A 25,846-nucleotide genomic window follows, 5' to 3' on the forward strand; every position below is an offset into this window, starting at 1 on the left:
TCCCCCTCAGTGCTGGAAGGGGGACGTCTCGGCTTGACCCGGACCCTTCCAGCGCCCGGAGGAGATCGCCTGAGGACAGGTCCTCAGGTACTCCTGGTAGGACTTGGTGTCATCCTGACTCCAATCCTTGCCCTTCGGATTCGGCGGCCGGCAGTACGGCATCATCATGAAGGCGCCGGTATAGGGCGGCATCGGAATCCAGCACGGCGTCGGGTTCATCTTCCTGTCCTGCCCCTTGGTGCAGAACAGGAAAGGATCGTTGTAACGATAGGTCAGTTTCCCGTAATAGCCCTGCTGCGCATCGAGCCTGAAGCTCAGCAGCACCAAGACGACCAGACCGATCTTGAAGATAATCTTCATGAAGTTCCCTCTCTACAGCGCGCCATTGCGCACTGGTCTCTAATTACGGCTGAACGCCTGGTTGGATGATAAAGCCAATTGCGTTACCACTGTCTACACACACACGCCGTTTCGGCCCCCACCGACGTACCGCACCCCTGCCGAACCCGCGCCCGGCAGGGGTGATGACTGGCTCAGCGCTGCGGGTCCGAGGAGCCCTTGGACGGCTCGGTCGGGGGCGCCTGTTCCATCGGCGGCGCCGGCTTGTCCCACTGCGGGTTCTTCATCGTCGAGGCGAACTCATCGATGACCTTCTGCACCGAGCCACTTTCAGGATTGCGTACGGCCGCGAACATCCGCTCGACAAAGCTGGACGAACCGCCCTCCTCCCGTGCCTTGTCGGGCGCCGACGGGGCCTCCCCGGCCTTGCCCGCCTCGCGCGACAGTTCGGATAGTTTGCCCCAGGTCTGCGGCCCGGCGATACCGTCGGCCTTGATCCCCTGCGCCCGCTGCAGGCCCAGCAGGGCATCGCGCGTGGCCGGGCCGAAATGCCCATCATTGGCCAGGGCATTGCCTGCGGCATCCTTGTAGCCCAAGGCGTTGAGCTGCTCCTGCAGCGCCGTCACCCCGGCCCCCTGGGCGCCGACACGCAGGATCTGCGTCGCACTGGCCGCCGGTCGCGCGCCGCCTTCGTGGGCCGCGCCCCGCTCGCTGCCGCGCAGTTCGGGCAGCGGGTCGACCTTGCGACCGTCGCGCCACAGCTCGAAATGCAGGTGGGTGTCGCCCTTGGCCGGCGTGTTGCCGCTGCGCCCCATCGTGGCGATCTGCTGCCCCGCCTCGACGCGGTCGCCATTGCGCACCGAGATCTGATCCAGGTGGAAGTACTTGGTCATCGAACCATCGTCGTGCTGGATCCGCACGGTATTGCCGGCCGCGCCGTTGTTGGGCGTCGCCGTGACCTTGCCACCGGCGAAGGCGGCAATCGGATCGCCGACGTCCCCCTGGATGTCGATGCCACCGTGGGTGCGCCCGCCACTGCGCGCCGTGCCGAACTCGCCCCGGCCTTCGCGCGGCTTGTCGGCCTCGTTGATGCGCTCATTGCCCGGCGCCGGCCAGGCGATACCCGCCGCCCGCTCCGGTTCGGCCGGCCGGTTGCGCTCGTTCTCCGGCCGCGCCTGCTGCGCCGCCAGTGCCTCGCGGGTGGCCGCATCGGCCTTGCCACTGGGATCCAGCGCATTGGCGGCCTGGAAGCTGCGCACCGCTTCGGCGGTGTGCTGGCCATAGATGCCGCTGCCGGTTTCCAGCGCATTGCCCTGGGCGTCACGGAAGCCCATCTGGTTGAGCGATTCCTGCAGTGCCCGCACCTCCTCGCCACGCTCGCCACGTTGCAGCACGCCATCGGCCAGCGGCGCGGCCACTGCCGCGGCACGCGCGGCGGGCGCCACCGCCGAGGCGGTGATGCCGCGGTCGGCAATCTCGATCGCGGCGTACTTGGCATTCCAGTACTGGGTGAAGGAGGTGGCCAGGTCGCGGTCGTTCATGTCGCGGACGCCCGCGAACGGCTGGCCGGTCACGCGCTCGAAATCACGCGAGCTGATATTGCCCAGGATATTGGCCCGGGTATCGTCACGGGAAAACTCGCCGGTGGCGATCGCACGCTGGATAGACGCATAGCCACCGCCGCCCTGCTGGTGGGCCAGGTACATGTCCAGGCCGTTGGGCTGCTCGGCGCCGGACAGGAAGGAATGCCCGGTCTGGGCCTGGCGGTCCACGATCTGGGTCCGGTTGCGCGCGTACAGGGCCGCGGCCGCCTCGGTATTGGCGGCGGGATCGAACTCACGCCCGGTCAGGCCGAACTCGGCCGCCGTGCTGGGCACGAACTGGAACAGGCCCTTCGCCCCGCTGCCGGTGTTGTGCGCCGTGGCGTTGAAGTTGCCGCCGGTTTCGATATACGCAAACCGCAGGAAGTCTTCCCGCGGAATACCACTGCGCTCTGCCTGACGCTCGATTACGTCGAGAATCTCGCCTCTGTCATTCGTGCTGGCCATCATTGGCTCCTCAGATGAAGTGCGGCCGTGGGCCGCAGGACGTCAACCGGACTCGATCCATGAGTCATTTACAGAGCGGTCAACTCGAAAGTTTATCAGGGCTGGTAACGCCCCGCCTTCGCGTTAAAAGTATAGGTCAGGGCATCGGCCGGCCCAAGGTCACGCAGCGTGCCGGGGCCCGAGATCGCCTTGCCGGCCAGCCCCACCTTCAGGGCGGGCAGCCCGGACGCGCCCGGCGCGCCGAAGGTCAGCTCGCCGGTGCTGACGGCACACGGCATGACCTTCCCATCGTCGCAGGCGGCCGAATTGTCGCTGCCGGCCGCGATGCTGCCCAGGTAGCCCCAGCGGCGGAACGACAGGTCGTCCACGTTGGCCGGGTCGAACAGGAACAGGGCAAAGGAGGCCGTGGCCACGCCGTCGGCAAACCGGCGCGTCGGCACCGCAAGCACCAGCCGGCCGTCGTCGGTGGCGTGCGACTGCGCCTTGCGCGTGGTATCGACCGGGTCGCCCTGGTCGTTGGCCCCGAACTCGCCCACGTAACCGTCGGTATCCAGCTGCGACCACACCGGCTTGGCGGCATCGCCGCCCTGCACGAAGGTCGCCTGCGCGATCGCTACGTGGCCCGGCTCCATCAGCCCGCCCTCCGCCTCCGGCCCCTCGGTGCCTTCGGTACGGGTGGCGAACCCGGTGAAGTAATGCTTGCCCTTCAAATCGAAAGCATAGCCATACCAGTAACTCACGATGACGCCGCCATCCACTTCGTACGTGAACGCACCATCGCCGTCGCGCTGGTAGATGACATACAGAATGCTATCGGGAGAAGGCGGTTTGAGCGCGGTCATACCTGGGTCCTTTTGCTGTTCCACGGCGGGCTGTGCTCCGACAGCCGTCCCTGACGTGCGTGTCGCCGCGTCGCCATCCTGCTGGCCGCAGCCGGCAAGCATACCAATGACCATCGCCAACAACGCCAATTTTGCCTGTCTCATGCATCCTCCATCGATACGTGCCGCATGGGTGGTCCCGCGCCTCAGGCGAAGCGGGCCGCGTCCTGCGACGGTGGCGGAGCGTGCTGGGCCGCGTCTCGCTGGGTCGCCGCCTGCACCTGGGCGTCCACGCGCTGCTGCCAGGCCTGGCCGGCCTCGGAGTTCTGCAGGCTGGCCGTGGCCGCACGCAGGTCCTCGGCGTTGCCGCCCCGGGCGGCATCCAGCAACCGCGACACATTATCCTGCCCCGCCCCGCCTCCTTCGCGCGTCGGGGTCGCGGCGTCGGGCGCCCGCTCGGACAGGGGCCGGCCAGTGGCCTGCGCCTCCCGCTCCTGCTGCTGGCGCGCCGGCTCACCGGCCTTGACCGGCCCGCGCACGTGGTCGACCACATCCTCGATCGCGCCTATCGGCCCGCGTGCGCCGATGGTCACCACCCTGCGCAACCGCTCCACATCGCCGCGGTAGTTGTCGATGGCGTCCTTGTGATCTTCGGCGCGTGCCTGCGCGGCCGGGTCCTGCAGCACGGACTTGTCCGGCTTGCCGTCGCCATCCACCGGCAGGAAGTTGTGCATGCTGTGCGACCCCATCGACCGCGCGGCCGCCACGACCGGCAGGTCGGGCGTGAGGAAATCCACGAACCGGTTGTCGTGATAACCCGACTGGCGCAGCACCGAGATTTCCTTCTCGGTCGCGTAGGTGCGGACCTCACCGTAGTGGCCACTGGCGGCGCTCACCACGTCGGCGGCCATCACATGATTCACCATGCGATCGTTGGGGCCCTCGGGAATGCGTCGGTCCAGGCTGCCCGCGCCGTACGCATTGAAGGTTTCACCGCGCAGGTCGTAGTGGTGCGCACTCACCTGGGCCAGCGTGCCACCCAGCGAATGACCGGTCACGGTCACTTCCGGCGGATTGACGCTGCTGTAGGTGCGCGCATAGTGCAGCGCACGGCCGGTCAATGCGATCGCATCGTCGGCCTGCGGGTTGGTTCGCGAGAGCACCATCGAACCGTCGGCCACGATGCCGTCTTTCCAGACTTCCTCGGTGCCGCGGTGCGCCACCACGATTTCACCGGAGTCCACCTTCTGGTAGATCGTGCCCTGGTAACCGGTGTTGGGATTATTGGCATGCTCGACGACACGGTATTGCGTGCCATCGATGACAACCTTCTCTTCGTCGTTCGGACCGCGCTGCCCGACCTTCAGATCCTGGTAGGAATGCGCCGCCAGCCCCGCATACTCCTGGGAGGGAACCGTCATTTGGTGGTCTCCTTGGCCGTCACGGTGATGCTGAAGAAGGCATCGCGCTGATCCGCGGCCTGTCGGCCCTGCGCGGTCTTCAGGTCGGTGTTGCCGAACTCACGGAACCCCGGCATCTCCGCACGCGGGTAATAGCCCGTCCAGAAATGCTTGGTGCGGCTGCCCTGGCCCAGGATCGCGGCGGCCGGCAGATCGGCGACGAAGCGCGTATCGGCCTCATCCTTGCCGGCCTGCAGCACAACGCGCGCCTCGGTCAGCTCCCAATGACAGACGCCTCGTCCGTAATAGTCCTCATCGACGATGCCGTCGGCATATACCGTGCCGGCATATTCGGTATCGGATACGCGCGTCAGGCTGACGGTTTCGTTGCTGGTGATGCTGAGGAAGACCCCGGCCAGCTCGTCCTTCTTGCCGCACTCGGCCTCGTTGCTGACGTCGTACTGGGCCACCGCGCTGACACGCGTGAACGGACCCGGCGCCCCGTCCAGCACCACCCGCACCTCGAAGGCGCGCCGAGGGGCCGGATTGAGCGTACGCAACGGCGGAGCGTCGGGGGAAGTCTGCAGCGATGCATTCATGGGAGCGACCGTGTTGTTTTGCCCGGAACAGGCGGCGATGGGAACGATCAAGGCACATGCCACGGCGAACTGGTGCAGCCGCAGGCGCGACGATCGTGACGATTTCTCGATGATCGGCATACTCATGGCGAGGCGTGATGACCTTGTGATGACAGCACGCGCTCGTGCGACCCACCGTAGGCGTAATGCCACGGATGAGGCTGCGTCATGCTGGGCGACGGGAACGCACGACCGTCCCCAAACGGCGCCGTGCAGCGCCGATGATCCCGCGTTGCGGGCATATGAAAATGTGATGGGCGCAGCAAATCGAGGCCAGGCCAATCCGGCGCCGGCCTTTCAGTAATATCGAGAAAATCCCCAACCACGCATGTAACAGCCATCATTGGCTCCAGAGGTGAGTGACGGCCGAAGGGCCGTTTGACGTCAACCGGACTCAATCCTTGAGTCTTTTACAGGGCGGTCAATTCGAAAGTGTATCGGGGCATGGCCCCGCCTTCGTGTTGAGGGCCCAGCTTACCCCAAGGGAACGGGCGAGGCCAAGCCCCTGGAAAACGCCCCGCCGGGGCCGGGCGAAGGCCGCCCGGGCTCGCCCACCGGCGACCGGGATCAACCGCCGGGCAGTGCGCAGCCCTCGCGGACGACCTTGCAGTCGGGGCCGCAACGACGCAGGGCGCGCTTGGTGGTCTTGTCCAGCGTGCGCTCGGCCGGCGGTGCGCTGGCGATGGTATGTCCGGCACTGCCGGCGGCGAGCACCGCGCAGGCATTGGCGAACACCGTCTCTACGACGCAGTCACCGCCGCCCTTGGCCCGACAATCGGTCAACGCCGCGGCTTTGGCCTCGTCCTCGCTACCGGCCTTGTCCATCCAGCCGTAGGCCTGGCCTTCGCCGATGGCAATGGCCCCCCAGCGGTCGGACGGAGGCGCCAGGCGCCCGGAGCGCTGGGCCGCCATCATCGCCGGCAGCGTCACCGTGTTGTACTGGACCGAGCCGGGCTGCTGGGCAAAGACGTCAGCGGAGGGAAACAGCACGATACCCGCGAAAAGAAGTGCGACATTCCATTTCATATGCAGCGTCCTTGAGTGCAGAGTGGATAGCAGTCCCGTTGACAGTGTACTGCGACCGCTGCGCGGTGAGCCACCAAGGCTTCTTGAGTCCGTACAGCGCTCAACCGGCTCCGTGTACCCGTAGGAGATATCGCGCACCCAGCGTAGCCTCACCTTCTTAACGCTCTTGCGCGCAAGGTTTCTGCCGATTGTTTCGCCGGATCTGCTTGGCCCGGGCCTACGTCCAGGAGCTGGTCGCCACGACCCCATATGCACTGACAAAGGTAACGGAGGACTCGCCCCCTTCCGTCCCATCCTTCACGCAGTCCTCGATGGCCGCCGCCTCTGCCGCCGATTCGAGCCAAGACCGACAGCGATCCCATGTGTTGCTCGCTTGCCGGTCGCGACCACGCCGCACCGGTTGATCGGCCGGGCGCGCCACACACCGCCCCATCCGAGTGCGGGAAGGAAGAAGGCGCTGTATTCAACGGCACCTGGCTGACGACCATGTGCAATGGCGGCGAAAGAGATCACGCGAGGATCGCCAATGCCGCCCGATCACCGGCCTGAAAGTCGGTGCAAAGCTATTAGATGGACGAACACCCACTCGGTCTCTTAGTCAGAACTCGTAAGCACAGCCCTCACGGATGATCCTACAGTCTTTCTCTCCGCAGCCTTTCAGCGCCCGTTCCCTCAGTGCTTTAGCAGTGTTTCGGTTTGGTGACCCACTAGACCAATAGTTCGCGCTCGGACTGCTGGCAACGGCGATGCACACATTAATGAAGACGTCCTCCACCTCACAGCTCTCCGCGCCGCCAGAGGAGCATTCCTTGATCGCGTTAGCCCTTGCCTCCTTTTCAGAGCGCGCACCTACAACAAATCCGAGCGCGTCGCCCTTCCCGGTAGCAATTGCTCCCCATCTATCCAACGCAGAGGTAGCCACCACGTCCCCTGCACCATGGCCAGGCAAATACACAGTGTTGTATTCGACTGAGCCAGGCTGCTGTGCGCCAGCAGGAGCCTGAATGGCACCGAACAACAGAAGCGCCGCACCACTGAACAGGACCGATCTCATCAGCTTCTCTCAAATAGAAGAAGTCTGCTCGTCAAGCGGAACATTCAAGCGAACGTCCCACCCAAAGGCTGGACCTTGTTATCAGCCTTCCTTCCCGCATCTTATCGCATCCGCGCATCCCGACCGCGACTGAACTCAGCGCCCCGGCAGCGAACACGCCTCACGAATGATTCTGCAGTGTGCCTCACCGCACTCGGAAAAGCATGTTTCCTTGGTCTAGGGAAGAGCCTCACCTTGATACGAAACATGGAATCGCTGCACGGAGATAGCCGACCTCGGCCCTTCGTAGTGCCAGTGAATCAAGCGAGGACACCCTGACAAGCAGTCCAGCTCAGTGCGACGGCTCGGTGCAGCACTCACGAACTATCCTACGCTCGGTCCAGAATGCTTAGTGTCGCCCAAGCCATTAGTAGGAAGAAAACGGTGTTGTACTCCATCGTGCCAAGCTGCCGCGCGGATGCCAGCGGAACCGACGTCACGATAACGCTGACAGCCAAGAGCATCCTTAGAGCGTTCATCTACCCCTCCAGAACACACAGCGCTGGCTTTTGTCGCCTCTTCAAATTCGTCGCTCGAAATTCTTGCGGCCATAAACTCTTGGCTGGGCCTGTGCCCAACCAAATCCCGCTTAAGATCCGACACACGCTACCGATTACCTCACATTCACTCCCATCTACCGACCTGCACAACTCGAGAGCAACGCCCTCACCCTCCCCTTGCTGGTCGCATCAACTTTCCAGCCTAAGCCGTCGTTCTTATCCATGGCGATCGCGATAGCCACCCACCGGTCCGGTAAGGCTCTCCGAGCGGCAATTTTTCTCTGCGTGCAGAACCTCGATGGTGTCTTGCACGGAGCCCGGCTGCTGCGCGGATGCGGAACCCGCAAAACCAGCCACCGAAAGGAGCTCCGAATGGCTATATGGCGCACCGGTCAAAGCGCCTAATCAAGGTGATGAAACCCTTCATAAACCTGATAAGGAAACCCCAAGCGCACAGCAACCAAGCCCGGAACCCTCGCCTGCAAGGCAATCAATTGGGAACTGTGCAGCCAGCACGTACAATTCTACAATCCGCCTGACCACACTTTCTTAAAGCGTCCTTTTTCGTATAAGCAACGCTCCGCCTTGTCTCGTTTGTGAAGGAGACCGCGTATTTACCGGCGCCAAATGCAAGGGCTGCGCAAGAATTGGCAAACGTTCCTATTACCTCGCACCCACCTCCTCCCACCGCCCTGCACGACTCCAACGCCCCGGCCACGGCATCCTCTTTAGTTGCAGCATTGTCTATCCAGCCCAAGCGATCGCTTTTATCGTTTGCGATCGCAATTCCGGCCCAACGGTCTGGCAGCACGTTTCGGGCGACGATTCCATTCGCAGGAAGAACCTGCGTGTTGTATTGAACGGAGCCTGGCTGTTGTGCGCTTGCGCAATTCACGAACATAGCCAACAGACAACATGCGAATAGAGTTTTCATCGACTTCATGCTCATTAGCCTTCCTTCGAATATCCGACCGCGTCAACAGACGCGTCCACGGCGACAATCCAGTCCTGCAGTACGAGCGAGCTACAGACGAACGCTGAAGCTTCTTGGTACAACGAGCAGGGACTGAGTATCGCACAAGAAGTCTGCAACACCTGAAGTCAGGGCGCCAAGCCCATCAAGATCGACAAATCAAAAATCGATCAACGGGCTCCGGGAACCGACTGGGTCTCTATTGGAGGCCGGGCAGCCAAAATGAGCAATCCTGCAATCCAGAGCACCACCGTCCTATGGCCTTCTTCTTCGGACGCGTTCGAAGCAGGCTTGGGCGGACCAAACTTTCGAACTGAGAATCTTTACCCTACGTTCGCCTGTGGATCTGTGATCAAGCCCTCGAATTAGGGCGCCGAATTCCAGGGATATGCCGAGGTTGAAACTGATCCTGGCTGACGACGCGTAGAGGCGAATGCATACTGGGTGATCTGTAGTACACCGCGACGCAGTTACAGACGTCGGCCGCGGCCTTGCTCCCGCGAATCAAACTTCGAGCAGAGAGACGCCGCTGTGTGCGACGGTGCCGGGCTGCCCACTCACTGGCAAGGGCCCAGCAAGGGCTCAACGTCAATCGCCCAAATCCTCCTGCAGGCTGTACATCACCCTTACCGGCTTGGCATCGAACAACCTTCTCGAACGATCTTGCACTCACTGCCACATTGACGGAGCACGCGCTCTTTCACCCCTGCAAGGCTCGTCTCCTCTGGATTCGAACTGGAAACTGCGTAGCGGCTAGGACTTAGCGCAAGGGCCGCACAAACGTTGAAGAAGACGTGTTCCACACGACAACCAATCGCGCCCTCATTCGAACGGCATTGTGCAAGCGCTGCCGACTGAGCAGCTTCTGCGGAATCGACGCCCAAAACCCAGCCAAACGCATCGCCCTTCCCTATCGCTGCCGCTCCCCAGCGCTTGATATCAGACGGTCGCTTGGTGTCACCCACGCCGTGGGCAGGTAAATAAACGCTGTTATATGCGGTCGAGCCCGGCTGAGGTTGCTGGGCGACAGAGTCGTTTGCCGCGATGAACACCAAGCCGACCACAAGCAGGATTGGTTTGATCTTCATTTGCATCGTCCTCGACTTCATCCAGGTAGCTGGTCCCGCCATTGAGGGGAACAAGGCGCCATTCGCCCTGAGAATTTTACTATCGGACGTCTACACTCGACGCCGCGGTCTCACCAGCCGACCGGAGCCAACGGTCGGCCCGAGCTACAATCGACCGGCCCTGGTACCTGGACCCATACTGAGACGTGCTGTTGGACGAAGACAGATTTTCGGAGCGAGAAATCCGGCTTGAGGTCAGACTGCCAACCACTGCTGTTACGGCCCAAGTTATTGAGGCTGGAATTAGCCGCAAATGAGCCCAGTGAGCCGTTGAAGAACATCGCCGCCGTTGCGCTCTTCCGAGTCAAGCAATCAAGGTACGCAGCCATCATAAAATCGAATCAGCAGCCTGTAGGCCATCAGTTTGGGACCGTGCAGCCAGAGCGAACAATCTTGCAATCCTCGAAGCCACAGTGCTTTATAGCGTCCTTTTTCGTATAGGCGACACTTCTGCGCGTGACCCCAGTGTACGACACTCCGTACCTGTCAGTGCCGATCGCGAGGGCAGCGCAAGAGTTGGCAAAGCTACCCACCACTTTACATTTGGTGGCACCTGCCAACCTGCACAACTCTAGAGCAGCGGCCTCAGCCTCTTCCTTACTGGTCGCGTCGTCCTTCCAGCCCAGGTGGTCACTCTGATCCGTTGCTATCGCAATAGCGCCCCACCTGTCTGGCAAGGCATTTCGAGAGACAATTCCATTTGCAGGCAAAACCTGCGTGTTGTACTGCACGGATCCTGGTTGCTGTGCAAATCCGGCATTTACGGACAGAACCAACAAAGAACAGGTGGAGATAATATTAATCAGCTTCGCGCTCATTGAGCCTCCTTCAAATCACAGACCACATGGCCAACCGAATTCGCGGACGTCAATCCTCATCTCGAGTGCGGCGGCCTCGGCCTCCTCTGGTGTAGTCGCATTGTCTGTCCAGCCGAAGCCGTCACCCTTGCCCTTTGCGATTACAACTGCCCCCCACCGCTCCGGTGCTGGGCGGCGATCGACGATCCCATTGGCGGGAAGCACCTGAGTGTTGTACTGCACCGAGCCTGGCTGCTGCGCAGATGCAGAATTGAGGATCTGACTTAAAATGCAAAAGGCGACGAAAATACATACAGCCTTTGGGCTCATTGGATTCCGTTCCCACAATAAGCAGAATGAACTGGAGCGGTAGACTGCCTCGCCCCAACTGTGTGAAGAGCATCGCCGCCATCGGCATGGACATGGCCATCAGTACCTACATCAACAGCCCCGCCCTGCTGCACGCATCGGAACTTATGCTTCCGCACACCCTTGACGGACGATCTTGCAGTCATCTCCACACATCTTCATAACTTGCGACTTGACCGAATCGAGAACCTGGGGCCCGGCATCATCACTGGCCCAGTTCGCCTTTCCTGGCTTGGCCGCAACCGCAACGCATTCATTAACAAACGTCGTCACTACCTTGCAGTTCTTCCCGCCACTGGCAACGCAGTCGGCCAACGCCAGCTTCTTTGCTTCTGCCTCCTCTCTGGTGCCGATGACAAAGCCAAGCACCTTTCCATCCCCGGACGCGAGCGCCCCCCAACGATCGACCGAGTTTGCCCGTGTCGTGTCGCCGACACCGTGACCTGGGAGGAAAACGGTGTTGTACTCAACCGAACCAGGCTGCTGCGCAGCAACGAAGGCCGTCGCGCACATCAGCAAGAGAAACATCGACACGCGCTTGAAACTCTTCACCCAATGATTCTCCGAGCAATGCCGCACTCTGCAGGCGCGGCGAGATAAGAACCACACCGCCTATTTATTCACTATTACCTTGCGATCGTCACCACCAGCCGTAACGTGCGCTACGTGTGAAGCCCGACAAACGAACAATTCTGTAAAGACACCGGCCTCAGAAGATCGATTTACCCCCAATTCAACCCACGGCCGGCGGAAGACATCACCGCCATTGACGCGGACATGGCTATCAGCACCGACATCAACAGGCCGCCCTGTCATTCTACACCGCAGCGAATCTAATGCCTTGGAAGAAGCAGAAGACCCATCTACCGGATGAGAAGGTAGAGTCTATCGGCACACCGGATAGTGAGCGCGAGGCCCGCGAGTGGCCACCGAATGAACACATCGGACTTTACTCCGGCGCCCGTGCTTCCGCTTAATGCGTTCTTTCACGCGATCGGTGCTGACTGTGCCCGAGCCAAGCCCTGCGACGCGAGATACGGCGCGAGAACCTCACATCGCCCAGTTGGCTCTGGATCTCCAAAGCCAAGCCAGCCTAGCATCCAAGACTAAGAAATTCGAAATCGACAAATGAAGCCCGAAACATACGTCAGCCTCAGTTGGGGATCGTGCATCCGGAACGCACAATCCTGCAATCTGCCACGCCACATTTCCTTACAGCCTCCTTTTTCGTATAAGGAACGCTTCGCCGCGTGTCAGCAGTAAACGACACTCCGTACCTATCGGGACCCAACGCAAGCGCGGCGCAGGAGTTGGCAAAACTACCTACCACTTTGCATTTGGTCGCCCCTGCCGACCTGCACAACTCGAGAGCGCTCGCTTCGGCTTGATCCCTGCTGGTCCCATCGTCTTTCCAGCCCAAGTGATCGCTCTTATCCGTGGCGATAGCAATAGCCCCCCACCGATCTGGCGAGGCATTACGGGCGACAATTCCGTTCGCGGGCAGAACCTGGGTGTTGTATTGCACAGAGCCTGGCTGCTGTGCAGATACGGAACTTACCGCAGTAGCCAACAGACAACACGCGGACAGACTGCTTATCAACTTCATGCTCATTAGCCTTCGTTAAAATGCCAAGTCGCCTCATTAGACGCATCCATGGGCACCAATCCAATGTGGTAGGGCGAGGAAGCTACCCGAAATGAAGCTGAAGCTCATCGGTACAACGGGCAGTGACTGAGCAGCGCACAAGCGGCCTCTCACTGCCCACTCGGAATTTTCGGCAAGGGAGAAGTGCAACTACCAGCAACAGCAGCATCGCGCACGGAGCAAGCCTGATGATGTGGAGCACTGGGACCGGAGGAGCGGCCCTAACGTCCTCCAGTGAAAGGCGTAGATCGCTCATACGCCGATGTCGGCTGCGCCAAGAACGCAATGCCGCTCGCCACTGCGATTAGCGCACGGGACTGGCGCATCCCTCGCGAATGATCCTGCAGTCGTCAGTTCCGCACTTGCCAAGTGCTCGCGTCCTGAGCCATTCCGCCGAATGCTTCGCCGGATCGGCCGTAGACCAGGAGAACTGGCTGGAATTCATCGTAACGACGGCGCAGGAATTGACGAAGGTCTCTTCCACCAAGCACTCCTTGCCACCGGCGGCGACGCAGTCACCGATTGCTGCTCTCTTGGCCTCACTTTCCGACTTGGCACCCACCATAAAGCCAAGCACTGCGCCTCTACCAGTGGCTACTGCACCCCAACGATTCCCAGGGTTGGGGCGCTGAGTGTCCCCGACACCGTGTGCTGGAAGGTAGACCGTGTTGTATTCAACGGTACCTGCCTGCTGGGCGTTTGCCGGAGCGATTTGCCCGAAAAGCACTGCCAGGAAAGCACACCCTACTGCAATCTTCACTGGACCCCCTCGAATTGGGCTGATGCGACCGCTCACGACGCACGGGAAGGTTTCGCTGCCGCCTCCGCGCGCTACCCCGCCTTCAGGCTGCCGCACCTTGCCATCAACTTGTCGCAGGCTCTGGCCGAGTCAAGCGCTCAAGGGACGTAGCGGTCAAGAACTGAAATCAGCACTCTGCAATGCCATCAGTTTGGAACCGTGCAGCCAGAGCGAACAATCTTGCAATCCTCCAAACCACATAGTTTTACAGCGTCCTTTTTCGTGTAGGCGAGACTTCGCCGCGTATACCCGGTATACGACACTCCGTACATGTCGGCACCGAACGCAAGGGCTGCGCAAGAGTTGGCAAAGCTACCAATCACCTCACATTTGCTCCCCCCTGTCGCCATGCACGACTCGATCGCTCCGGCCTCGGCGTCCTCCCTGCTGGTCGCGTCGTCTTTCCAGCCAAAGCGTTTACTTTTATCCATTGCGATCGCAATAGCCCCCCACCGGTCCGGCAAGGCATTACGAGCGACAATCCCGTTCGCGGGCAGTACCTGTGTGTTGTATTGCACGGAGCCCGGCTGTTGTGCGGATCCGGCACCTCCAAAGCCAATCACCAAAAGAGATGCGGAGAACACATGCCTGAGTCCGAATTTCATGACGCTTCCTTTACATGACATTGCAACTTTTGCTACGTGCTCGATTCACGCTGACCTACCAGGAGGCCGCCACCAATACACGGACACATTCGAAGCAGGCCTACGGGACAGGCGGCGCGCTAGCGACGGCATGGAAAGCGCTACTGGTCGCCAACCCGGCGTCGACGTTGGCGAACTTGATCGCCACGATACAGCGCCTTCCCAGCTAGTCTGGATGATCAATAAGCCTCTTCGGGCGGGAGCCGTTCATCGTGGAGGGCCCATTCGCCAGACCTCGCCTGAAGCAGCTGAGAATCCCGCGAGATGTAGAGAGCCGACTCCAAGCCTAGCGCTCCACCGCGCAACCTTCGCGCACAATCTTACACTCAGCACCGCAAGCGCTCATCGCCGAATTTCTAAGTGATTCGATGGACTCTGAATCAACATCGTTGACAACCCATCTAAGCTTCGTCGGAGTAGCAGCAATCACAGCGCAGCCGTTGAAAAAAGCCTTAAGGATTCTGCAATTCTTCCCCCCATTCGCCTTGCATTCTTGAACCGCACCAGCCTCCGCCGCTTTTTTCGTCCGGGCGTTTACCGTAAAGCCAAGCTCGCGGCCAGCGCCGAAAGCGATAGCCCCCCAACGGACAGGCTGGTTTTGAATAGTATCCCCAACACCGTGACCAGGGAGGTACACGGTGTTGTACTCGACAGACCCAGGCTGTTGTGCTGATGCCACTATTGGAACCAGTACAACCAAAAGCATGAATGTGCGGGCGATTTTTAGCTTCATTTGACCCTCACCTGTCCGTTAAGAGTGCGAAAAACCAAGTGCAGTGCAGCTGAGTAATCACGCTCCACCGCCGTCTTGATCTTGCTTCTTACCTGTGCGGCTGACACCCTGCGTGAAGTCCGACTGCTGACCACTACTGTTGCGCCCAACGTTACCGAAGCTCGAATTAGCAGCGAATGAACCAAGCGTGCCGTTGAAGAACATCGCGGCCATCGGCGGGGACATGACCATGAGCACCGACATCAACAACCCCACCCCGCCCTGCTGCAGGGCAGCGGAACTGATGCCCTGGCCGAAGCCGAAGGCGCCCATTACGCCACCGACTACGGAGCCTGGGTTGGCTGCGGCATAGTACGAGGCAATCATCGCTGCCGCAGAAATCGCAACAACCTTGGTGGCTACCGACACCATGAAGGAAAGCACCGCCATAGAGAACATGGTGCCAATCCCGTAGAGCAACCAGCGCTTGAACAGATCCTTGGTCTGTTCGAAAAGCAGACTCAGGATGAAGATCGGTGCAAAGCCAACGAACAGCACCAGTGCGATCTTGTACAGCAGCAGCATCGCGCCACCGATCACCGAGGGGCCAGCGATACCCACGCCGATCAGGGCGGAAGTGTTGGCCTGCTTGCCCGTATTCTCCACGTCCTTGATGGTCGGGAGGGCATCCATAAGCGTGAAGATGAACCCCATGATCTTCAGGTTTTCGTCGATCGCATCCTCGACGTTGTCATCTTTGCCCGTCACTACCTGGTGAATTTCCTGCGGCAGGGTGTCGGTCAGGAACTTGGTCAATCCAACGCCAGCGAAGGACATCGAGGTGGCCGCGATGACGATCAGGAACGCACGCAGCGAACCCACCACCAGGGACATCAGCGATTCACGACTGCGTCCGGTAATGATCATGAATCCCTGCATCAATACCCACAAGGTCAGCAGGGTCAGCGCGACGCCGCCGACCCAACCCTGGGCCCTGCCCAGCATATCGCCCTGGAACGACACCATCTCCTTGTTTACCAGATCGAACAGCTTGGCGAAGAATGCCCATTGGACGAAGCCAGAGGGGTTGAATGGGATAGCGAAGAGCAGCATAGAATTTTCCCCAATCCTTTAGAGCGACGGTACGCCGCCGAGCAGACCAGACAGGCCGCCACCGCCACCGCCGCCCTTGAGCGCGTTGCGCGTCAACGCAACCTGGGTATTCTGGATATGCAGAACCCGTGCATCGTAGGCGGCCATGTAGGTCTGGTAGCGATCCCGGTCGTTATCCATCAACGCGGTGAGTGCCAACAACTCGTTGGTGTTGTACTGCAGGTTGGCGTAGTCGTTGTCCGACAACTGTCGGCGACGGTTCTGGATGCTCTTCAGGCGATCGTAATTCTCCTTGGAGCGCTCGAACATGCGCATGGAGAATCGATACTTCGCCAGTTCCGTCTTGGCCATCTCCTGGCACAGCTCCAACTGGTGCGTAGCAAGTTGGGTGTCGGCACCCTTGACGCAGAGATTCTCCATCGACATCACCGTTGCGCCGGGCTTGATCTTGTCCAGCTTTTCATCGCCAGTCGGCTCGGCCACCATCGTAGGCGTGTCGTCGTTCTGGCGCTTGCTTACTCTCAGCTTCGTATTGACGTCGTTTAGCTGTCCGGTCACGGTGCCGTTGCTGCCGAGCTTGCTGTCCAATTTGGCCTGCGTCTTGGAGTCATTCACCTCCCACGCCGCCATGGCGACACCTGCGCCAAGCAAAGAAGCAATCGCGAACGACAGCACCAGCCAACGGTTCGCCTTCGGCAGCACGGGGCCGGCGCCGAACGTGCGGGTCCAGGCCTGGTCGAAGCTGCTTGCGGTACCAAGATTACGGTTTCCCTGGGATGCCATTTTCCACCTCCACTAGTCTCTATCTGGGTTATACAGCCAGTGCGCGCCGTATATCAGCGCGTAACCGCCCGCCTGCGTTCAGAAGTTTCCCCGCCTGTCTTGCCACCACGGCCGGAGCCCTTGCGGTTTGCATAGAAGGCTTCAAGCCATTGGTCCGGGGTCAATTCCGATCGGTCGATTTCGAGTCGCTCGGCCTGCTCGCGCACGATGCGATCCATGATTTCAATGTTGTCCGTGCTGGCCGAGATGACCGCCAGGGCGTCGTCCATGCCGCGCAGGTTGAGCTGGCAGACGGTGGAGCCGTGGCCCTGCTTGACCAGGAAGCTGCGCGAGCGTTCGTCGAGCTTGACGACCACCTCGAACTCGGCCTCGGTCAGCTTCAACCCCTCCATGTACTCCTCGCGGGACGCATTGGGGTTGGGCAGCAGGATCAATGTGGCGGTCTGTTCGATCAGCGCCGCGGAGATGTCGCTGGCCAGCGCATCTTCCGGGCTCTGGGTGGCGAAGATGCCCAGGCCGTTCTGCTTACGGATCGTCTTCTGCTTGTTCTTGGCGAAGTCCTTCAGCGCGCCACCGCCGTCGAGGATCTTCCAGAATTCGTCCATCACGTAGATCAGCGGGCGACCGTCGATCAGCTCCTCCAGCCGGTGCAGGAGGTAGTTGATGACCGGCACGCGCACTTCGACGTTGTCGATCACATTGGTGTAATCGAAGCCGATGATGTTGGCCTTTTCCAGGTCGATGATGTCGACCGGGTTGTCGAAGACCCAGCCCAGCGTGTTGCCGGCGGTCCACTTGCGCATGCGCGCATACAGGCCGTCGTCGCCCATGTTGGGCAGGCTCTTCTGGAAGTTGGTCATGGTCCGATACTGCATCGGCATGTCCAGCATGCTTTCCACCGCGCGGAAGATGTCCTCTTCTTCGCGTGCCGAATAGGTGACCTTGCCGGCCAGCTCCTTGACCAGGTCGCCGAGGAACTGCACGTTGGCGTCGGTGTTCTCGCACTGGAACGGGTTGAAGCCGGTAGGCTCGCCGTTGTCCAGCGCCAGGTAGTTGCCGCCGCAGGCGCGCACGAAGATCTCGGCGCCGCGGTCCTTGTCGAAGAAGAAGATGGTCGGCGACGGATCGTACTTCTGCACCTGGCTGAGCAGGAAGTTGATCAACGCGGTCTTACCGGTACCGGACTTGCCGATCACCATCGTGTTGCCGATCGCCTTCTCACCCAGCGAATTCTCGGCCGGGTGGGTGGCATGGAAATTGAAGTAGTACGGCTGCCCGTTGGTGGTCTGCAGCACGGTCAGGCACTGGCCCCACGGGTTGTTGTCGCGCTTGCCGGTGGCGAAGTTGTGCAGCGGCGACAGGCCCAGGAAGTTCAGCGAACTTACGTTGGCCACGCGCGTGCGGTACTTCCAGTTGCCCGGCAGCTGCGAGTAGAACGAGGAACAGACCGCGAGGTCTTCCTTGGCCGAGACGAAACCGGCGTTGGACAGCTCGGCGCGGGCCGTTGCCAGGTTGACCGACAGCGACTTCTGGTCGTCGGCGTACAGCGTCAGGATGAAGTGGTACTCGCCCAGCACGAAGTTGCCGGACGCCACCTGGTCCATGGCGTAATCCATTTCGGAGATCTGGCTGACTGCCTTGTCTCCGGAGGAAATCATCATGCCCTTGGTGCGCTCGAGGATCTTGAGCGCATCCTGGCGGCCCATCGGGCTGAAGGAATGGGTGATGACGTACTCGAAATCCAGGTACTTCAGGTTGTTCAGGATGCCCGGATAGGTGGCATCCGTGTATTCCTTGATGTTGAGGATGGCGCCGTAGTGGTTCTTGCCGCTCGGGGTGTTGATCACGAAATCGCCCGAGCGCGCCGAGAACATGTGGCGCGAGACCGGCAGGTAGTCGTAGACCGGTGCCCGCAGGACGGGCACCGGCTCTTCGACCCGGTTCAGCAGGTAGCCGAGGAAGCTCAGCACCTCCGAGAACACCACGCCGTTCTTTTCCTCGTACATGCCCAACTGGACCGGTGCATAGTCCTTCAGCACCGCTTCCACGTTGCCGGCCAGCTCCATGATCTTGCCCACGGCCTGGTCCTCTTCGGACTGCAGCCGCGAGACATCCGCGGATTTCTCCACGAACCGCTTGCCGGACACGATCGGCCGGTAGAGCATGGTCAGGTACAGCTCGTTCTGCATGATCTTTTCAGACGAGAGCCGCTGGAAGTACTCATCCGACAGCTGCTGGTTGAACACATGCTCGTACGAACTGCGCAGCTCCACCCGACCGCGTCGACGGATGTCGTGCACCCAGAACGCGACGTTCACGAAATCCGGCGCACGCAGCGTCTGCAACATCCGGTTGAAGGTGTTGTGCCGGTGCTCCAGCTCCCACTCTTCTCGCCCGACAAACGGCAACCCGTCCAGGCGCCAGATGATGAGGTAGTCGCCGCCCGTCGTTTTCACGACCTGCGGTGACACGTGCGAAGACAGCGGGATGAAATCGGCGATCGGGGTATCTGGCGCCAGCATTGGACTAGTCCGTGGAGGATTCTTCGAGCGACTTGCGGTAGCTGTTGGGTGTGAACACCCACATGCCGTTATGGTGCTTGATGTTCCTGGCCCTGAAGCGGAACTGCAGCCGCAGCCCCAGCAGGCGGAAGATCATTTCGTCCCGACGGGCCATCTGCCGCATGACCATGATGATCACCGGCAGCAGCAGCAGGAAAAACATGTTGAAGTAGAACGTGCAAAGAATGCACGCGCCCGCTGCCATGGCAAAGGGGAGATACGGCACCCCCATGAACATGGCCGGGCGTGTGCAACCGCGAAATAGCGCGTTCTTACGCATACTTCAGCAGGGATTCCGCGATGACCATGGCGGTGGAGGTCACATCGGCCGGCAGCAGCATCTTGGCGATCTGGGCGGCGGCGCCGATCAGGAAGCCGCCGATCAGGACCGGTGCCACGTCGGCGATGCGCTTGTGGGCGAAGGCGATCTGGTAGCCGGCGAAGATCACCGCGATGGTCACGACCGCGATCGAGGCGACGTTGAGGATGCCGTTGACGTTTGCGAAGAACTTGGTGACGCTGCCGGTCGCACCGCTGCCGTCCTGTGCCATGGCGATCAGCGGCAGCGCGAACAGGGTGGCTGCAGCGGTGGCCGAGGAGACCCGGCGGGCGATGGTGGAGAGGTGACGCTTGGCTTCGATCTTCATGGGTTGAATCCCCGTGGTTGTGGAAGGAGAGAACTGCGCTTTACTACAAGGCCGGGCATCGGCCGGAGTCGAAATCGACCTAGAACACCAACGCGGCATCCCTTTCAGGGACTCCCGCGGCCGGTGTCTGGTTCGAAATCGGTGAGCGTCGCCCCGCCGCCCCCGAGGGCAGCGTAGCGGGCGGCGCACCGGCCGGTTGTGAAACCGGGGGCGCACCACTGGGTTGGAGCAGGACCGGCGCGTCTTCGGAACCCTGTGCGCCGGCCAGAATGGCCTGGAGCGCGGCCTCGGGGCCGGTGCCGCCCTGCCCTGCGGCACGCCGCGCGGGCACGGCCGTGGCCGGGTACACGGACTGCGCGTTGGAGGTCGGATAGACGCCGTTGGCGGTGGAGGTCGGATAGACCGAACTGGCCTGGGACGAGGGATAAACCTGGCCGGCCGCCGCCGAGTACCCGCTGCTGCGGGTGGCCGGCGCGATCCCGGCCCCGCTCAGCGCGGCTTCCTCGATCCGGCGCAACACGCGGCTGGCCGCCGGCTCCACCGGCACCTGGATCCGGGTGACCGGCGCGCTGCCGCCGCGATTGCGGATGACCGGGATGGCACCGCCGGCGGCGGCGACCGAGCCGCGCCAGGAGGTCATGACCTTGTCCACGTAGCCGTGCCGATAGCCGGTGGTGAAGTTGCCGGAGTAGTAGCAGCTGAAGGCCTTGCCCCAGTCCTGCTTGGAACGGCTGTAGCACTCGGCCAGGATGCGCGAGCCCGCCTGCAGGTTCGGGCACATGCTGAAGGCCTTCTCATAGCTGTCCAGCCCCTGCTTCTGCAGGTTGTAGCGGTTGACCTGGGCCAGCCCCAGCGAGAAGTTGTAGCCCTCGCGTTCCAGCATCTTGGTCGTGGACAGAGCTTCGCCGAGGTTTTTGGGCTGGCGCGCCAGCCGGCCACCGACGACGCCGATGGCATAGGGATTGAAGGACGATTCCACGCGGACGACGTGGTGCATGACCTCTGCCGGCACGGCCAGTTCGGTGCATGCCGCCAACTCAAGACCTGGCAACATCAGGAGCCCCTCCTTCCAGTGGTGCGCGCAACCCGGGCACGCAACGCAGGCGAGCGTCCGCGGATGACGCTGGTAGCGATACCGGTCATTCCGCGAGCCCTCGGGTGGGATCGAAATCGATCCCGGTAATGAAACGGCGGCCGGCATGCGCCTTGATGTGCACCACCACGTCGATGGTGAGCTTCAGCAGGCGCTTGATGACCTCGAACTCCAGGCCCGAGCCTTCGTTGGAGGCCTTTACCATCAGCGCGAGCTGGTCCCAGGTCTGCGAGGTGCTGCCGGCGTGGCAACTGGTGATCGAGCCGGGGTGGCCGGATGCGCAGTTGCGGATGAAGTAGAACGACTCATCGCCGCGCAACTCGGCCAGGATGATGCGGTCCGGCTTCATGCGCAGGCATGCTTCCATGCACGACTTGGCGGTGATGTTGCTTGAGCTCTGCCCGCCCTTGGAATACAGCAGGTGGACCACGTTGGGCTGCGCCAGGAACAGCTCGCGCGCATCCTCGATGGTCACCAGGCGCTCCTGGTGGGAGATGTGGTTGACCAGCGACTTCATGAAGGTGGTCTTGCCGCTGCCGGTGGCACCGGAGACCACGATGTTCTTGTGGTACTGGACGGCCTTCTTGAAGAAGGTGGCGTAGTCGCGCTGGGCACGCAGTTCGACCAGCTCGCGGTCGTGGTCGCTCAACGTGGGCGCCTGCTCGAGGATCTCGCTGAAGAAGCCGTCTTCCTCGTATTGCTCAAGCGACTTGCCGAACCGTGCCGGCATACGGATGGTGATCGAGACCCGCCCCGAATCGCAGGCGGGCGGGATCACGAACTGCGCACGCTGCCCGGTCGGGAAGGTCAACGAGACCATCGGGTCGGCATCGGTGATGCGCTGGCCGGTGTTGCTCTCGTTGACCACCGTGGTGCAGAACTGCCGCGCACGCTCATAGGTGAGCGTGGGGGCATCGGCGCGGTGCCAACCGTCGCGGGTTTCCAGGTACAGCTCACCCGGCCGATTGATACAGATTTCGGTCACGTCGGACGACTGCATGTGCTCGCCGATTCCCAGGATATGGTACTGATAATCCAGGAAATCGTTGGAGACCTTGGCGACGGTGGCCGTTTCGCTGCTCATTACAGTGTCTTCGCTCAGCGGATCACGGCCGAGAAGTCGACGTCGCGGGAGACGTAGACGTTCACGATCGTGCCCTGATTGATGGTCACCGTGGCCGGACGGGCCATGTTGCGTTCCATGGCGACGTTGGCCATGCGCTCCATGGTGCGTGCGGTGGCGCTTTCATACGGGTTCTGCACGACGGCACCGTTGACGACGGTCGAGCTCTCCGGACCATTCTCCGCGGCGGCGTACTTGAAGGCATCCGCCAGGATGCTGATCAGCAGCGACGAGGCGATACGCTGGCCCCAATGCGCGTTGTAGTAACCCGGATTGCCGGCCGAGCCGAGGTTGTCCACGCCCGGGCTCTTCATGTTGACGTCCAGGCCGGTGGGCGTGGTGATGCGATCCCACACGATCGCCACGCGGTCACCGATGGTGTCGTCCCCGCCGTAGGAGCCCTGGATCTTGGAACCGCGCGGCAGCAGCAGGCGCTTGCCATCGAACGAGTAGACCGGCTCGGTGACCACGCACGAGGTGTAGCCCGGGAAGTCCGAGATCACGCGGGACTGCAGCACGCAGCGGATGTACGTACCGCGCAGCAGCAGCGTGCTCGGCTTGTACAGCGGCTGTGCGCTGGTCGGGCCGTCGGCGGCACGACGCGGCGGCGGCGCGGCCTGGGCACCGGGCATGCCGGGCATCATCGGGTACGGCGGCTGTGCCTCACCCTCGCCCTGCGCGGCGGCCTGGGCCGCACCGGCGTCCAGCATGCGACGCTCCAGCAGCGACATCGGCTCGGGCTGGCGCGGACCGCCGTTGTCGCCCATCAGCATCGGCTCGGGCCTGTCATCGACCACCGGCAACGGCGGCAGCTGCTCGACCATCTGCGGGGCCTGGGCGACCGGCTGTTCCGGCGGCAGTTCCGGCAGGTCGCGCGGCGCGGCAGGAATGACAACCTGCGCGCTGGGCGCCTTCTTGACCTCTTCCTTGTCGGAGGAGAGGCCGCCGGAGAAGATCCAGATGGCCAGCGCACCCAGCGCCAGCACGATCGCCGCCAGGAAGGCGAGCGCCTTGCGGTTCAGGCGCTGGACGTCGTCGGCGCGCAGGTACGGCGACGACTCACCGTCCAGGTCCGGCTCGGCGCCCTGGCTGCGGCGGGTATACGGGTTGGAGTAGTCCGCCGGCGCGGGCGCCGGGGCGCCAGCCGGTACGGGCTCGTGGTCATGCTCGTTGGGAGGAATCTGATTCACAGCTCCGGCCTCCTGCGCAGGGCGATTGCATTGTCGCCGTGCCGCACGACGAGATAGGCGTAGGTGCCGTGCACCACGATGGTGTCCCCTTCGATGGTCGAGTTGACGATGAACTCCTCGCCCGTCTTGCTGTCACGCGCAAATACCGCGGGGAAATTGCCGCTGGGGAAGCGCGAACGGTCGCCCATGCGAAGGTAGGTGAAGCGACGATCGTCATACACCGAGGCCGGCACCAGCCAGGTCGGCTGACGCTTGCGGTAGGTGTAATCGTAGTTGTAGTAGTAGTCGCGCCCGGGCACCACGTCGGTGCTCAGCTCGGAGACGGCTTCGTCTTCCTTCTTCTCCTCCTGCGCGGCGAACAGGGTGTCGGCCGGGTAGGTGAAGCGGACCTTGTACTGCACGCCGGAGGACTTGGCGTCTTCCAGGGCGCGCCAGTTGGTGGCGACCACCTTCAGTTCGAAGATGTAGGAATGGGCCGCGGTACGCACCATCAGATTGGTGTCCACGTCCACATTCTTGGGCTTGAGGTAGAACACGTTCTCGCGCCGGCTGATTTCCCAGCCGCCGCCGAAGCCGCTGCTGTAGTCCAGGATTTCTTCATGCGGACTCAGCTCGATCTGGGTGGTGATGCCCAGGCCGGTGCGGATGGTGTACACCTTGTCGGCGCCGTATTCGTACTCTTCCACGACCTTGGCCGAGGCTGGCAGTGCCAGGCCCGCCATCATCAGCAGAGCCAGGCCGCCGCGCAGGAACGCCTGCATCGGGCTACTCATCGTACAACTCCCCCTTGTTGACTCTGTGCGTTCATCTGTTCGGCTGGCATCGGTGGCAATGCGCCGGTATTGGGATCCTGCGCCGGCATCACGCCGGGTGCCGCGCCGGGCACTGCGCCAGGCACCGCACCGGGCACGCTGCCGGGTGCCGGCACGGCGCCGGGATAAGCCACCTGCGCGGCAGCAGCCGGGTCGGCCTGCATCGGGGCGGCAGCCGCGCCATCGGGACGGAACACCGCCGCAGACGGTGCGGTCGGCGTGGGCGCGAAGTCGTTGTCCACGCGGTAGTTGGTGACGCGGAACCCCAGCGGATTGGCCAGGCGGTCTTCGTCGCTCAGGCGCATGGTCTTGTCGTAGGTGTATTCCATCGTGGCGATCTTGCTGTCCAGCGGCTGGGTACGCCCGTTGCTCTTGTCATACACCGTGCGCTGGAAGCGGACCGTGGCGCCGGTAGGCACGCGCCCTTCCCCGCCGCCGATCAGCACGATGCTGAGGATGCGGACATTGACCGCGCGCGACGCGCCGTACAGCCGGAACGGGCGTTCCGGATTGCTCTCGGCGTGCAGCGCCATGTACGCCGGCGCGACCGCCGGGCCGGCCATGGACAGCGTGGTGCGCCAGTTGCGCTGGCCGATCAGGCCCGAATCGTAGGACTCGCGCGCCAGGATGAACTGCGCCACGTTGCTCTTGTTGATCGCTTCTTCGGCGGTGACCTCGCGGTCGGCGAAGTTGCCGGTGAGGCGTGCCACCGACGCGGTGCCGGTGTAGGGATCGGCCATGACCAGGTACGGGACCTTTTCCTTCAACGGCAGGAACAGGAAGTAGCCGCCGGCCAGCAGCAGCGACATCAGGATGGCCGCCCAGGCGACCATCCAGGCCCGCCGCTCGCTGCGACGCGCGCGCTCGGCCAGGGTGATCTCGAAGTTCACGCCCTGGGAGACGGCCCGGTCGATTTCGGGCGAGGTGGTTTTCTTTTTACCGAACATGCGGGGCGCCTCGACTACTGGTCAGAGGCATCGGCGGCCGAAGCCCCCGCTGCGGCGGACGCACCAGCGACGCTGACGGTGATGCGTGCGTTGTCGACCGTGACCAGCACGCCCTGCGGGGCATAGGCCGCCGACAACGCCGCCGCCGCTTCGCCCGCACTGGAGGTGCGGATCTTGGCGACCGGGCCGTACAGCGTGTAGTCGTTGGGGTGCTGGTAGGACAGGGTCAGCCCCGAATCCTTGGCCCAGCGCGTGACCAGGCCCTTGAGGGTCTTGTCGATCGGCGCGGCCTGGTAGATGTAGGACTGGTTCAAGGGAATGGCGATCGTCGTTTCGGACATCCGATTGACCGGCATCCACTTGCCACGCGGCTCGGACGCCGGCGGCGTAGCGCACCCTGCCAGGACGGCGGTCAGAGAGAGTAATGCGACGGCCATCACATTTCTATTCGGCTTACTGCAGTTCACGAAGTCACCGTAGACATAGTTTTTGTATGCAGCAGATCGCTGCCCGACACTCCCCCCGGGGGGAGCAAGCAGTACGTACCACTACTGGATTTCAGTGCGATGTTTGCCGCGTGCAAGCGACGGCAAGGGGCTCCCACACCCCGGAAGAACCTTGGCAGGCCGCGGCCCGCTCTTCTTTC

General features: G+C 62.1%; 23 protein-coding genes. All 23 read right to left on the reverse strand.

The genetic code is table 11. The features are described from left to right. Positions 1-6 precede the first annotated feature (6 nt). Entirely contained in the window at positions 7-360 is a 354-nt protein-coding gene (locus M2421_RS02465) for a hypothetical protein (protein WP_259203005.1), read from the reverse strand. Between the two features lie 173 nt (positions 361-533). Further along, positions 534-2,387: a peptidoglycan-binding protein gene (locus tag M2421_RS02470; RefSeq protein ID WP_259203006.1), complete on the reverse strand. Its 1,854-nt coding sequence runs from the start codon at positions 2,385-2,387 to the stop codon at positions 534-536. A 95-nt stretch (positions 2,388-2,482) separates the two neighbouring features. Beyond that, complete coding sequence (locus tag M2421_RS02475; protein ID WP_259203007.1) at positions 2,483-3,229, reverse strand: hypothetical protein; 747 nt, start codon at positions 3,227-3,229, stop codon at positions 2,483-2,485. Between the two features lie 185 nt (positions 3,230-3,414). After that, complete coding sequence (locus M2421_RS02480) at positions 3,415-4,629, reverse strand: lipase (protein WP_259203008.1); 1,215 nt, start codon at positions 4,627-4,629, stop codon at positions 3,415-3,417. Next, positions 4,626-5,333 carry a hypothetical protein gene (locus M2421_RS02485; protein WP_259203010.1) on the reverse strand — a complete coding sequence of 236 codons (708 nt, stop codon included), beginning with the start codon at positions 5,331-5,333 and terminating at the stop codon, positions 4,626-4,628. Before M2421_RS02485 ends, M2421_RS02480 begins: the two co-directional genes overlap by 4 nt. Before the next feature lie 480 nt (positions 5,334-5,813). Beyond that, a complete protein-coding gene (locus M2421_RS02490; RefSeq protein WP_259203011.1) occupies positions 5,814-6,272 on the reverse strand; it encodes a DUF4189 domain-containing protein in 459 nt (152 codons plus the stop codon). Positions 6,273-9,464: 3,192 nt separating this feature from the next. After that, positions 9,465-9,926, reverse strand: a complete 462-nt coding sequence (locus tag M2421_RS02495; RefSeq protein WP_259203012.1) for a DUF4189 domain-containing protein — start codon at positions 9,924-9,926, stop codon at positions 9,465-9,467. Positions 9,927-10,324: 398 nt separating this feature from the next. Further along, positions 10,325-10,783: a DUF4189 domain-containing protein gene (locus tag M2421_RS02500; protein WP_259203013.1), complete on the reverse strand. Its 459-nt coding sequence runs from the start codon at positions 10,781-10,783 to the stop codon at positions 10,325-10,327. A gap of 15 nt (positions 10,784-10,798) precedes the next feature. After that, positions 10,799-11,092, reverse strand: coding sequence for a hypothetical protein (locus tag M2421_RS02505; RefSeq protein ID WP_259203014.1), 294 nt, complete (start codon positions 11,090-11,092; stop codon positions 10,799-10,801). Between the two features lie 144 nt (positions 11,093-11,236). Continuing rightward, the gene (locus M2421_RS02510; protein ID WP_259203015.1) at positions 11,237-11,683 is read right to left on the reverse strand and encodes a DUF4189 domain-containing protein; all 447 of its coding nucleotides are present in this window, start codon (positions 11,681-11,683) and stop codon (positions 11,237-11,239) included. A 2,038-nt stretch (positions 11,684-13,721) separates the two neighbouring features. After that, positions 13,722-14,180: a DUF4189 domain-containing protein gene (locus M2421_RS02515; protein WP_259203016.1), complete on the reverse strand. Its 459-nt coding sequence runs from the start codon at positions 14,178-14,180 to the stop codon at positions 13,722-13,724. 325 nt (positions 14,181-14,505) lie between these two features. Beyond that, a complete protein-coding gene (locus M2421_RS02520) occupies positions 14,506-14,952 on the reverse strand; it encodes a DUF4189 domain-containing protein (protein WP_259203017.1) in 447 nt (148 codons plus the stop codon). A 57-nt stretch (positions 14,953-15,009) separates the two neighbouring features. Further along, the gene (locus M2421_RS02525) at positions 15,010-16,044 is read right to left on the reverse strand and encodes a type IV secretion system protein (protein ID WP_259203018.1); all 1,035 of its coding nucleotides are present in this window, start codon (positions 16,042-16,044) and stop codon (positions 15,010-15,012) included. Between the two features lie 18 nt (positions 16,045-16,062). Further along, positions 16,063-16,827: a hypothetical protein gene (locus tag M2421_RS02530; protein ID WP_259203021.1), complete on the reverse strand. Its 765-nt coding sequence runs from the start codon at positions 16,825-16,827 to the stop codon at positions 16,063-16,065. Positions 16,828-16,880: 53 nt separating this feature from the next. After that, the gene (locus M2421_RS02535; protein ID WP_259203022.1) at positions 16,881-19,349 is read right to left on the reverse strand and encodes a VirB4 family type IV secretion/conjugal transfer ATPase; all 2,469 of its coding nucleotides are present in this window, start codon (positions 19,347-19,349) and stop codon (positions 16,881-16,883) included. Positions 19,350-19,353: 4 nt separating this feature from the next. Continuing rightward, positions 19,354-19,668, reverse strand: coding sequence for a VirB3 family type IV secretion system protein (locus tag M2421_RS02540; protein WP_259203023.1), 315 nt, complete (start codon positions 19,666-19,668; stop codon positions 19,354-19,356). Next, complete coding sequence (locus tag M2421_RS02545) at positions 19,661-20,035, reverse strand: TrbC/VirB2 family protein (RefSeq protein WP_259203024.1); 375 nt, start codon at positions 20,033-20,035, stop codon at positions 19,661-19,663. Before M2421_RS02545 ends, M2421_RS02540 begins: the two co-directional genes overlap by 8 nt. A gap of 79 nt (positions 20,036-20,114) precedes the next feature. Continuing rightward, positions 20,115-21,089 carry a transglycosylase SLT domain-containing protein gene (locus tag M2421_RS20980; RefSeq protein ID WP_310439200.1) on the reverse strand — a complete coding sequence of 325 codons (975 nt, stop codon included), beginning with the start codon at positions 21,087-21,089 and terminating at the stop codon, positions 20,115-20,117. An 85-nt stretch (positions 21,090-21,174) separates the two neighbouring features. Further along, positions 21,175-22,212, reverse strand: coding sequence for a P-type DNA transfer ATPase VirB11 (virB11, locus tag M2421_RS02555; protein ID WP_259203025.1), 1,038 nt, complete (start codon positions 22,210-22,212; stop codon positions 21,175-21,177). A gap of 14 nt (positions 22,213-22,226) precedes the next feature. Beyond that, complete coding sequence (locus tag M2421_RS02560; RefSeq protein ID WP_259203026.1) at positions 22,227-23,441, reverse strand: TrbI/VirB10 family protein; 1,215 nt, start codon at positions 23,439-23,441, stop codon at positions 22,227-22,229. Further along, on the reverse strand, positions 23,438-24,202 hold the full coding sequence (locus tag M2421_RS02565; RefSeq protein ID WP_259203535.1) for a TrbG/VirB9 family P-type conjugative transfer protein: 765 nt from the start codon (positions 24,200-24,202) through the stop codon (positions 23,438-23,440). Before M2421_RS02565 ends, M2421_RS02560 begins: the two co-directional genes overlap by 4 nt. A gap of 8 nt (positions 24,203-24,210) precedes the next feature. After that, positions 24,211-25,200, reverse strand: coding sequence for a VirB8/TrbF family protein (locus M2421_RS02570; RefSeq protein WP_259203028.1), 990 nt, complete (start codon positions 25,198-25,200; stop codon positions 24,211-24,213). A gap of 14 nt (positions 25,201-25,214) precedes the next feature. Next, positions 25,215-25,541 (reverse strand): hypothetical protein, encoded by a 327-nt coding sequence (locus M2421_RS02575; protein ID WP_259203029.1) that lies wholly within the window; start codon positions 25,539-25,541, stop codon positions 25,215-25,217. Between the last annotated feature and the right edge of the window lie 305 nt (positions 25,542-25,846).

It is taken from the genome of Stenotrophomonas sp. BIGb0135, assembly GCF_024810105.1.
GTDB lineage: Bacteria > Pseudomonadota > Gammaproteobacteria > Xanthomonadales > Xanthomonadaceae > Stenotrophomonas > Stenotrophomonas maltophilia_AB.

Excerpts from the sequence above, each read along its gene's own strand:
- M2421_RS02495 (WP_259203012.1), bottom strand. The coding sequence starts at position 9,926 with ATGAAGATCAAACCAATCCTGCTTGTGGTCGGCTTGGTGTTCATCGCG.
- M2421_RS02465 (WP_259203005.1), bottom strand. The coding sequence starts at position 360 with ATGAAGATTATCTTCAAGATCGGTCTGGTCGTCTTGGTGCTGCTGAGC.
- M2421_RS02565 (WP_259203535.1), bottom strand. The coding sequence starts at position 24,202 with ATGCAGGCGTTCCTGCGCGGCGGCCTGGCTCTGCTGATGATGGCGGGC.
- M2421_RS02545 (WP_259203024.1), bottom strand. The coding sequence starts at position 20,035 with ATGAAGATCGAAGCCAAGCGTCACCTCTCCACCATCGCCCGCCGGGTC.
- M2421_RS02500 (WP_259203013.1), bottom strand. The coding sequence starts at position 10,783 with ATGAGCGCGAAGCTGATTAATATTATCTCCACCTGTTCTTTGTTGGTT.
- M2421_RS02525 (WP_259203018.1), bottom strand. The coding sequence starts at position 16,044 with ATGCTGCTCTTCGCTATCCCATTCAACCCCTCTGGCTTCGTCCAATGG.
- M2421_RS20980 (WP_310439200.1), bottom strand. The coding sequence starts at position 21,089 with ATGTTGCCAGGTCTTGAGTTGGCGGCATGCACCGAACTGGCCGTGCCG.
- M2421_RS02490 (WP_259203011.1), bottom strand. The coding sequence starts at position 6,272 with ATGAAATGGAATGTCGCACTTCTTTTCGCGGGTATCGTGCTGTTTCCC.
- M2421_RS02505 (WP_259203014.1), bottom strand. The coding sequence starts at position 11,092 with ATGAGCCCAAAGGCTGTATGTATTTTCGTCGCCTTTTGCATTTTAAGT.
- M2421_RS02540 (WP_259203023.1), bottom strand. The coding sequence starts at position 19,668 with ATGCGTAAGAACGCGCTATTTCGCGGTTGCACACGCCCGGCCATGTTC.
- M2421_RS02470 (WP_259203006.1), bottom strand. The coding sequence starts at position 2,387 with ATGGCCAGCACGAATGACAGAGGCGAGATTCTCGACGTAATCGAGCGT.
- M2421_RS02515 (WP_259203016.1), bottom strand. The coding sequence starts at position 14,180 with ATGAAATTCGGACTCAGGCATGTGTTCTCCGCATCTCTTTTGGTGATT.
- M2421_RS02535 (WP_259203022.1), bottom strand. The coding sequence starts at position 19,349 with ATGCTGGCGCCAGATACCCCGATCGCCGATTTCATCCCGCTGTCTTCG.
- M2421_RS02570 (WP_259203028.1), bottom strand. The coding sequence starts at position 25,200 with ATGTTCGGTAAAAAGAAAACCACCTCGCCCGAAATCGACCGGGCCGTC.
- M2421_RS02480 (WP_259203008.1), bottom strand. The coding sequence starts at position 4,629 with ATGACGGTTCCCTCCCAGGAGTATGCGGGGCTGGCGGCGCATTCCTAC.
- M2421_RS02485 (WP_259203010.1), bottom strand. The coding sequence starts at position 5,333 with ATGAGTATGCCGATCATCGAGAAATCGTCACGATCGTCGCGCCTGCGG.
- M2421_RS02475 (WP_259203007.1), bottom strand. The coding sequence starts at position 3,229 with ATGACCGCGCTCAAACCGCCTTCTCCCGATAGCATTCTGTATGTCATC.
- M2421_RS02520 (WP_259203017.1), bottom strand. The coding sequence starts at position 14,952 with ATGAAGCTAAAAATCGCCCGCACATTCATGCTTTTGGTTGTACTGGTT.
- M2421_RS02530 (WP_259203021.1), bottom strand. The coding sequence starts at position 16,827 with ATGGCATCCCAGGGAAACCGTAATCTTGGTACCGCAAGCAGCTTCGAC.
- virB11 (WP_259203025.1), bottom strand. The coding sequence starts at position 22,212 with ATGAGCAGCGAAACGGCCACCGTCGCCAAGGTCTCCAACGATTTCCTG.
- M2421_RS02575 (WP_259203029.1), bottom strand. The coding sequence starts at position 25,541 with ATGTCCGAAACGACGATCGCCATTCCCTTGAACCAGTCCTACATCTAC.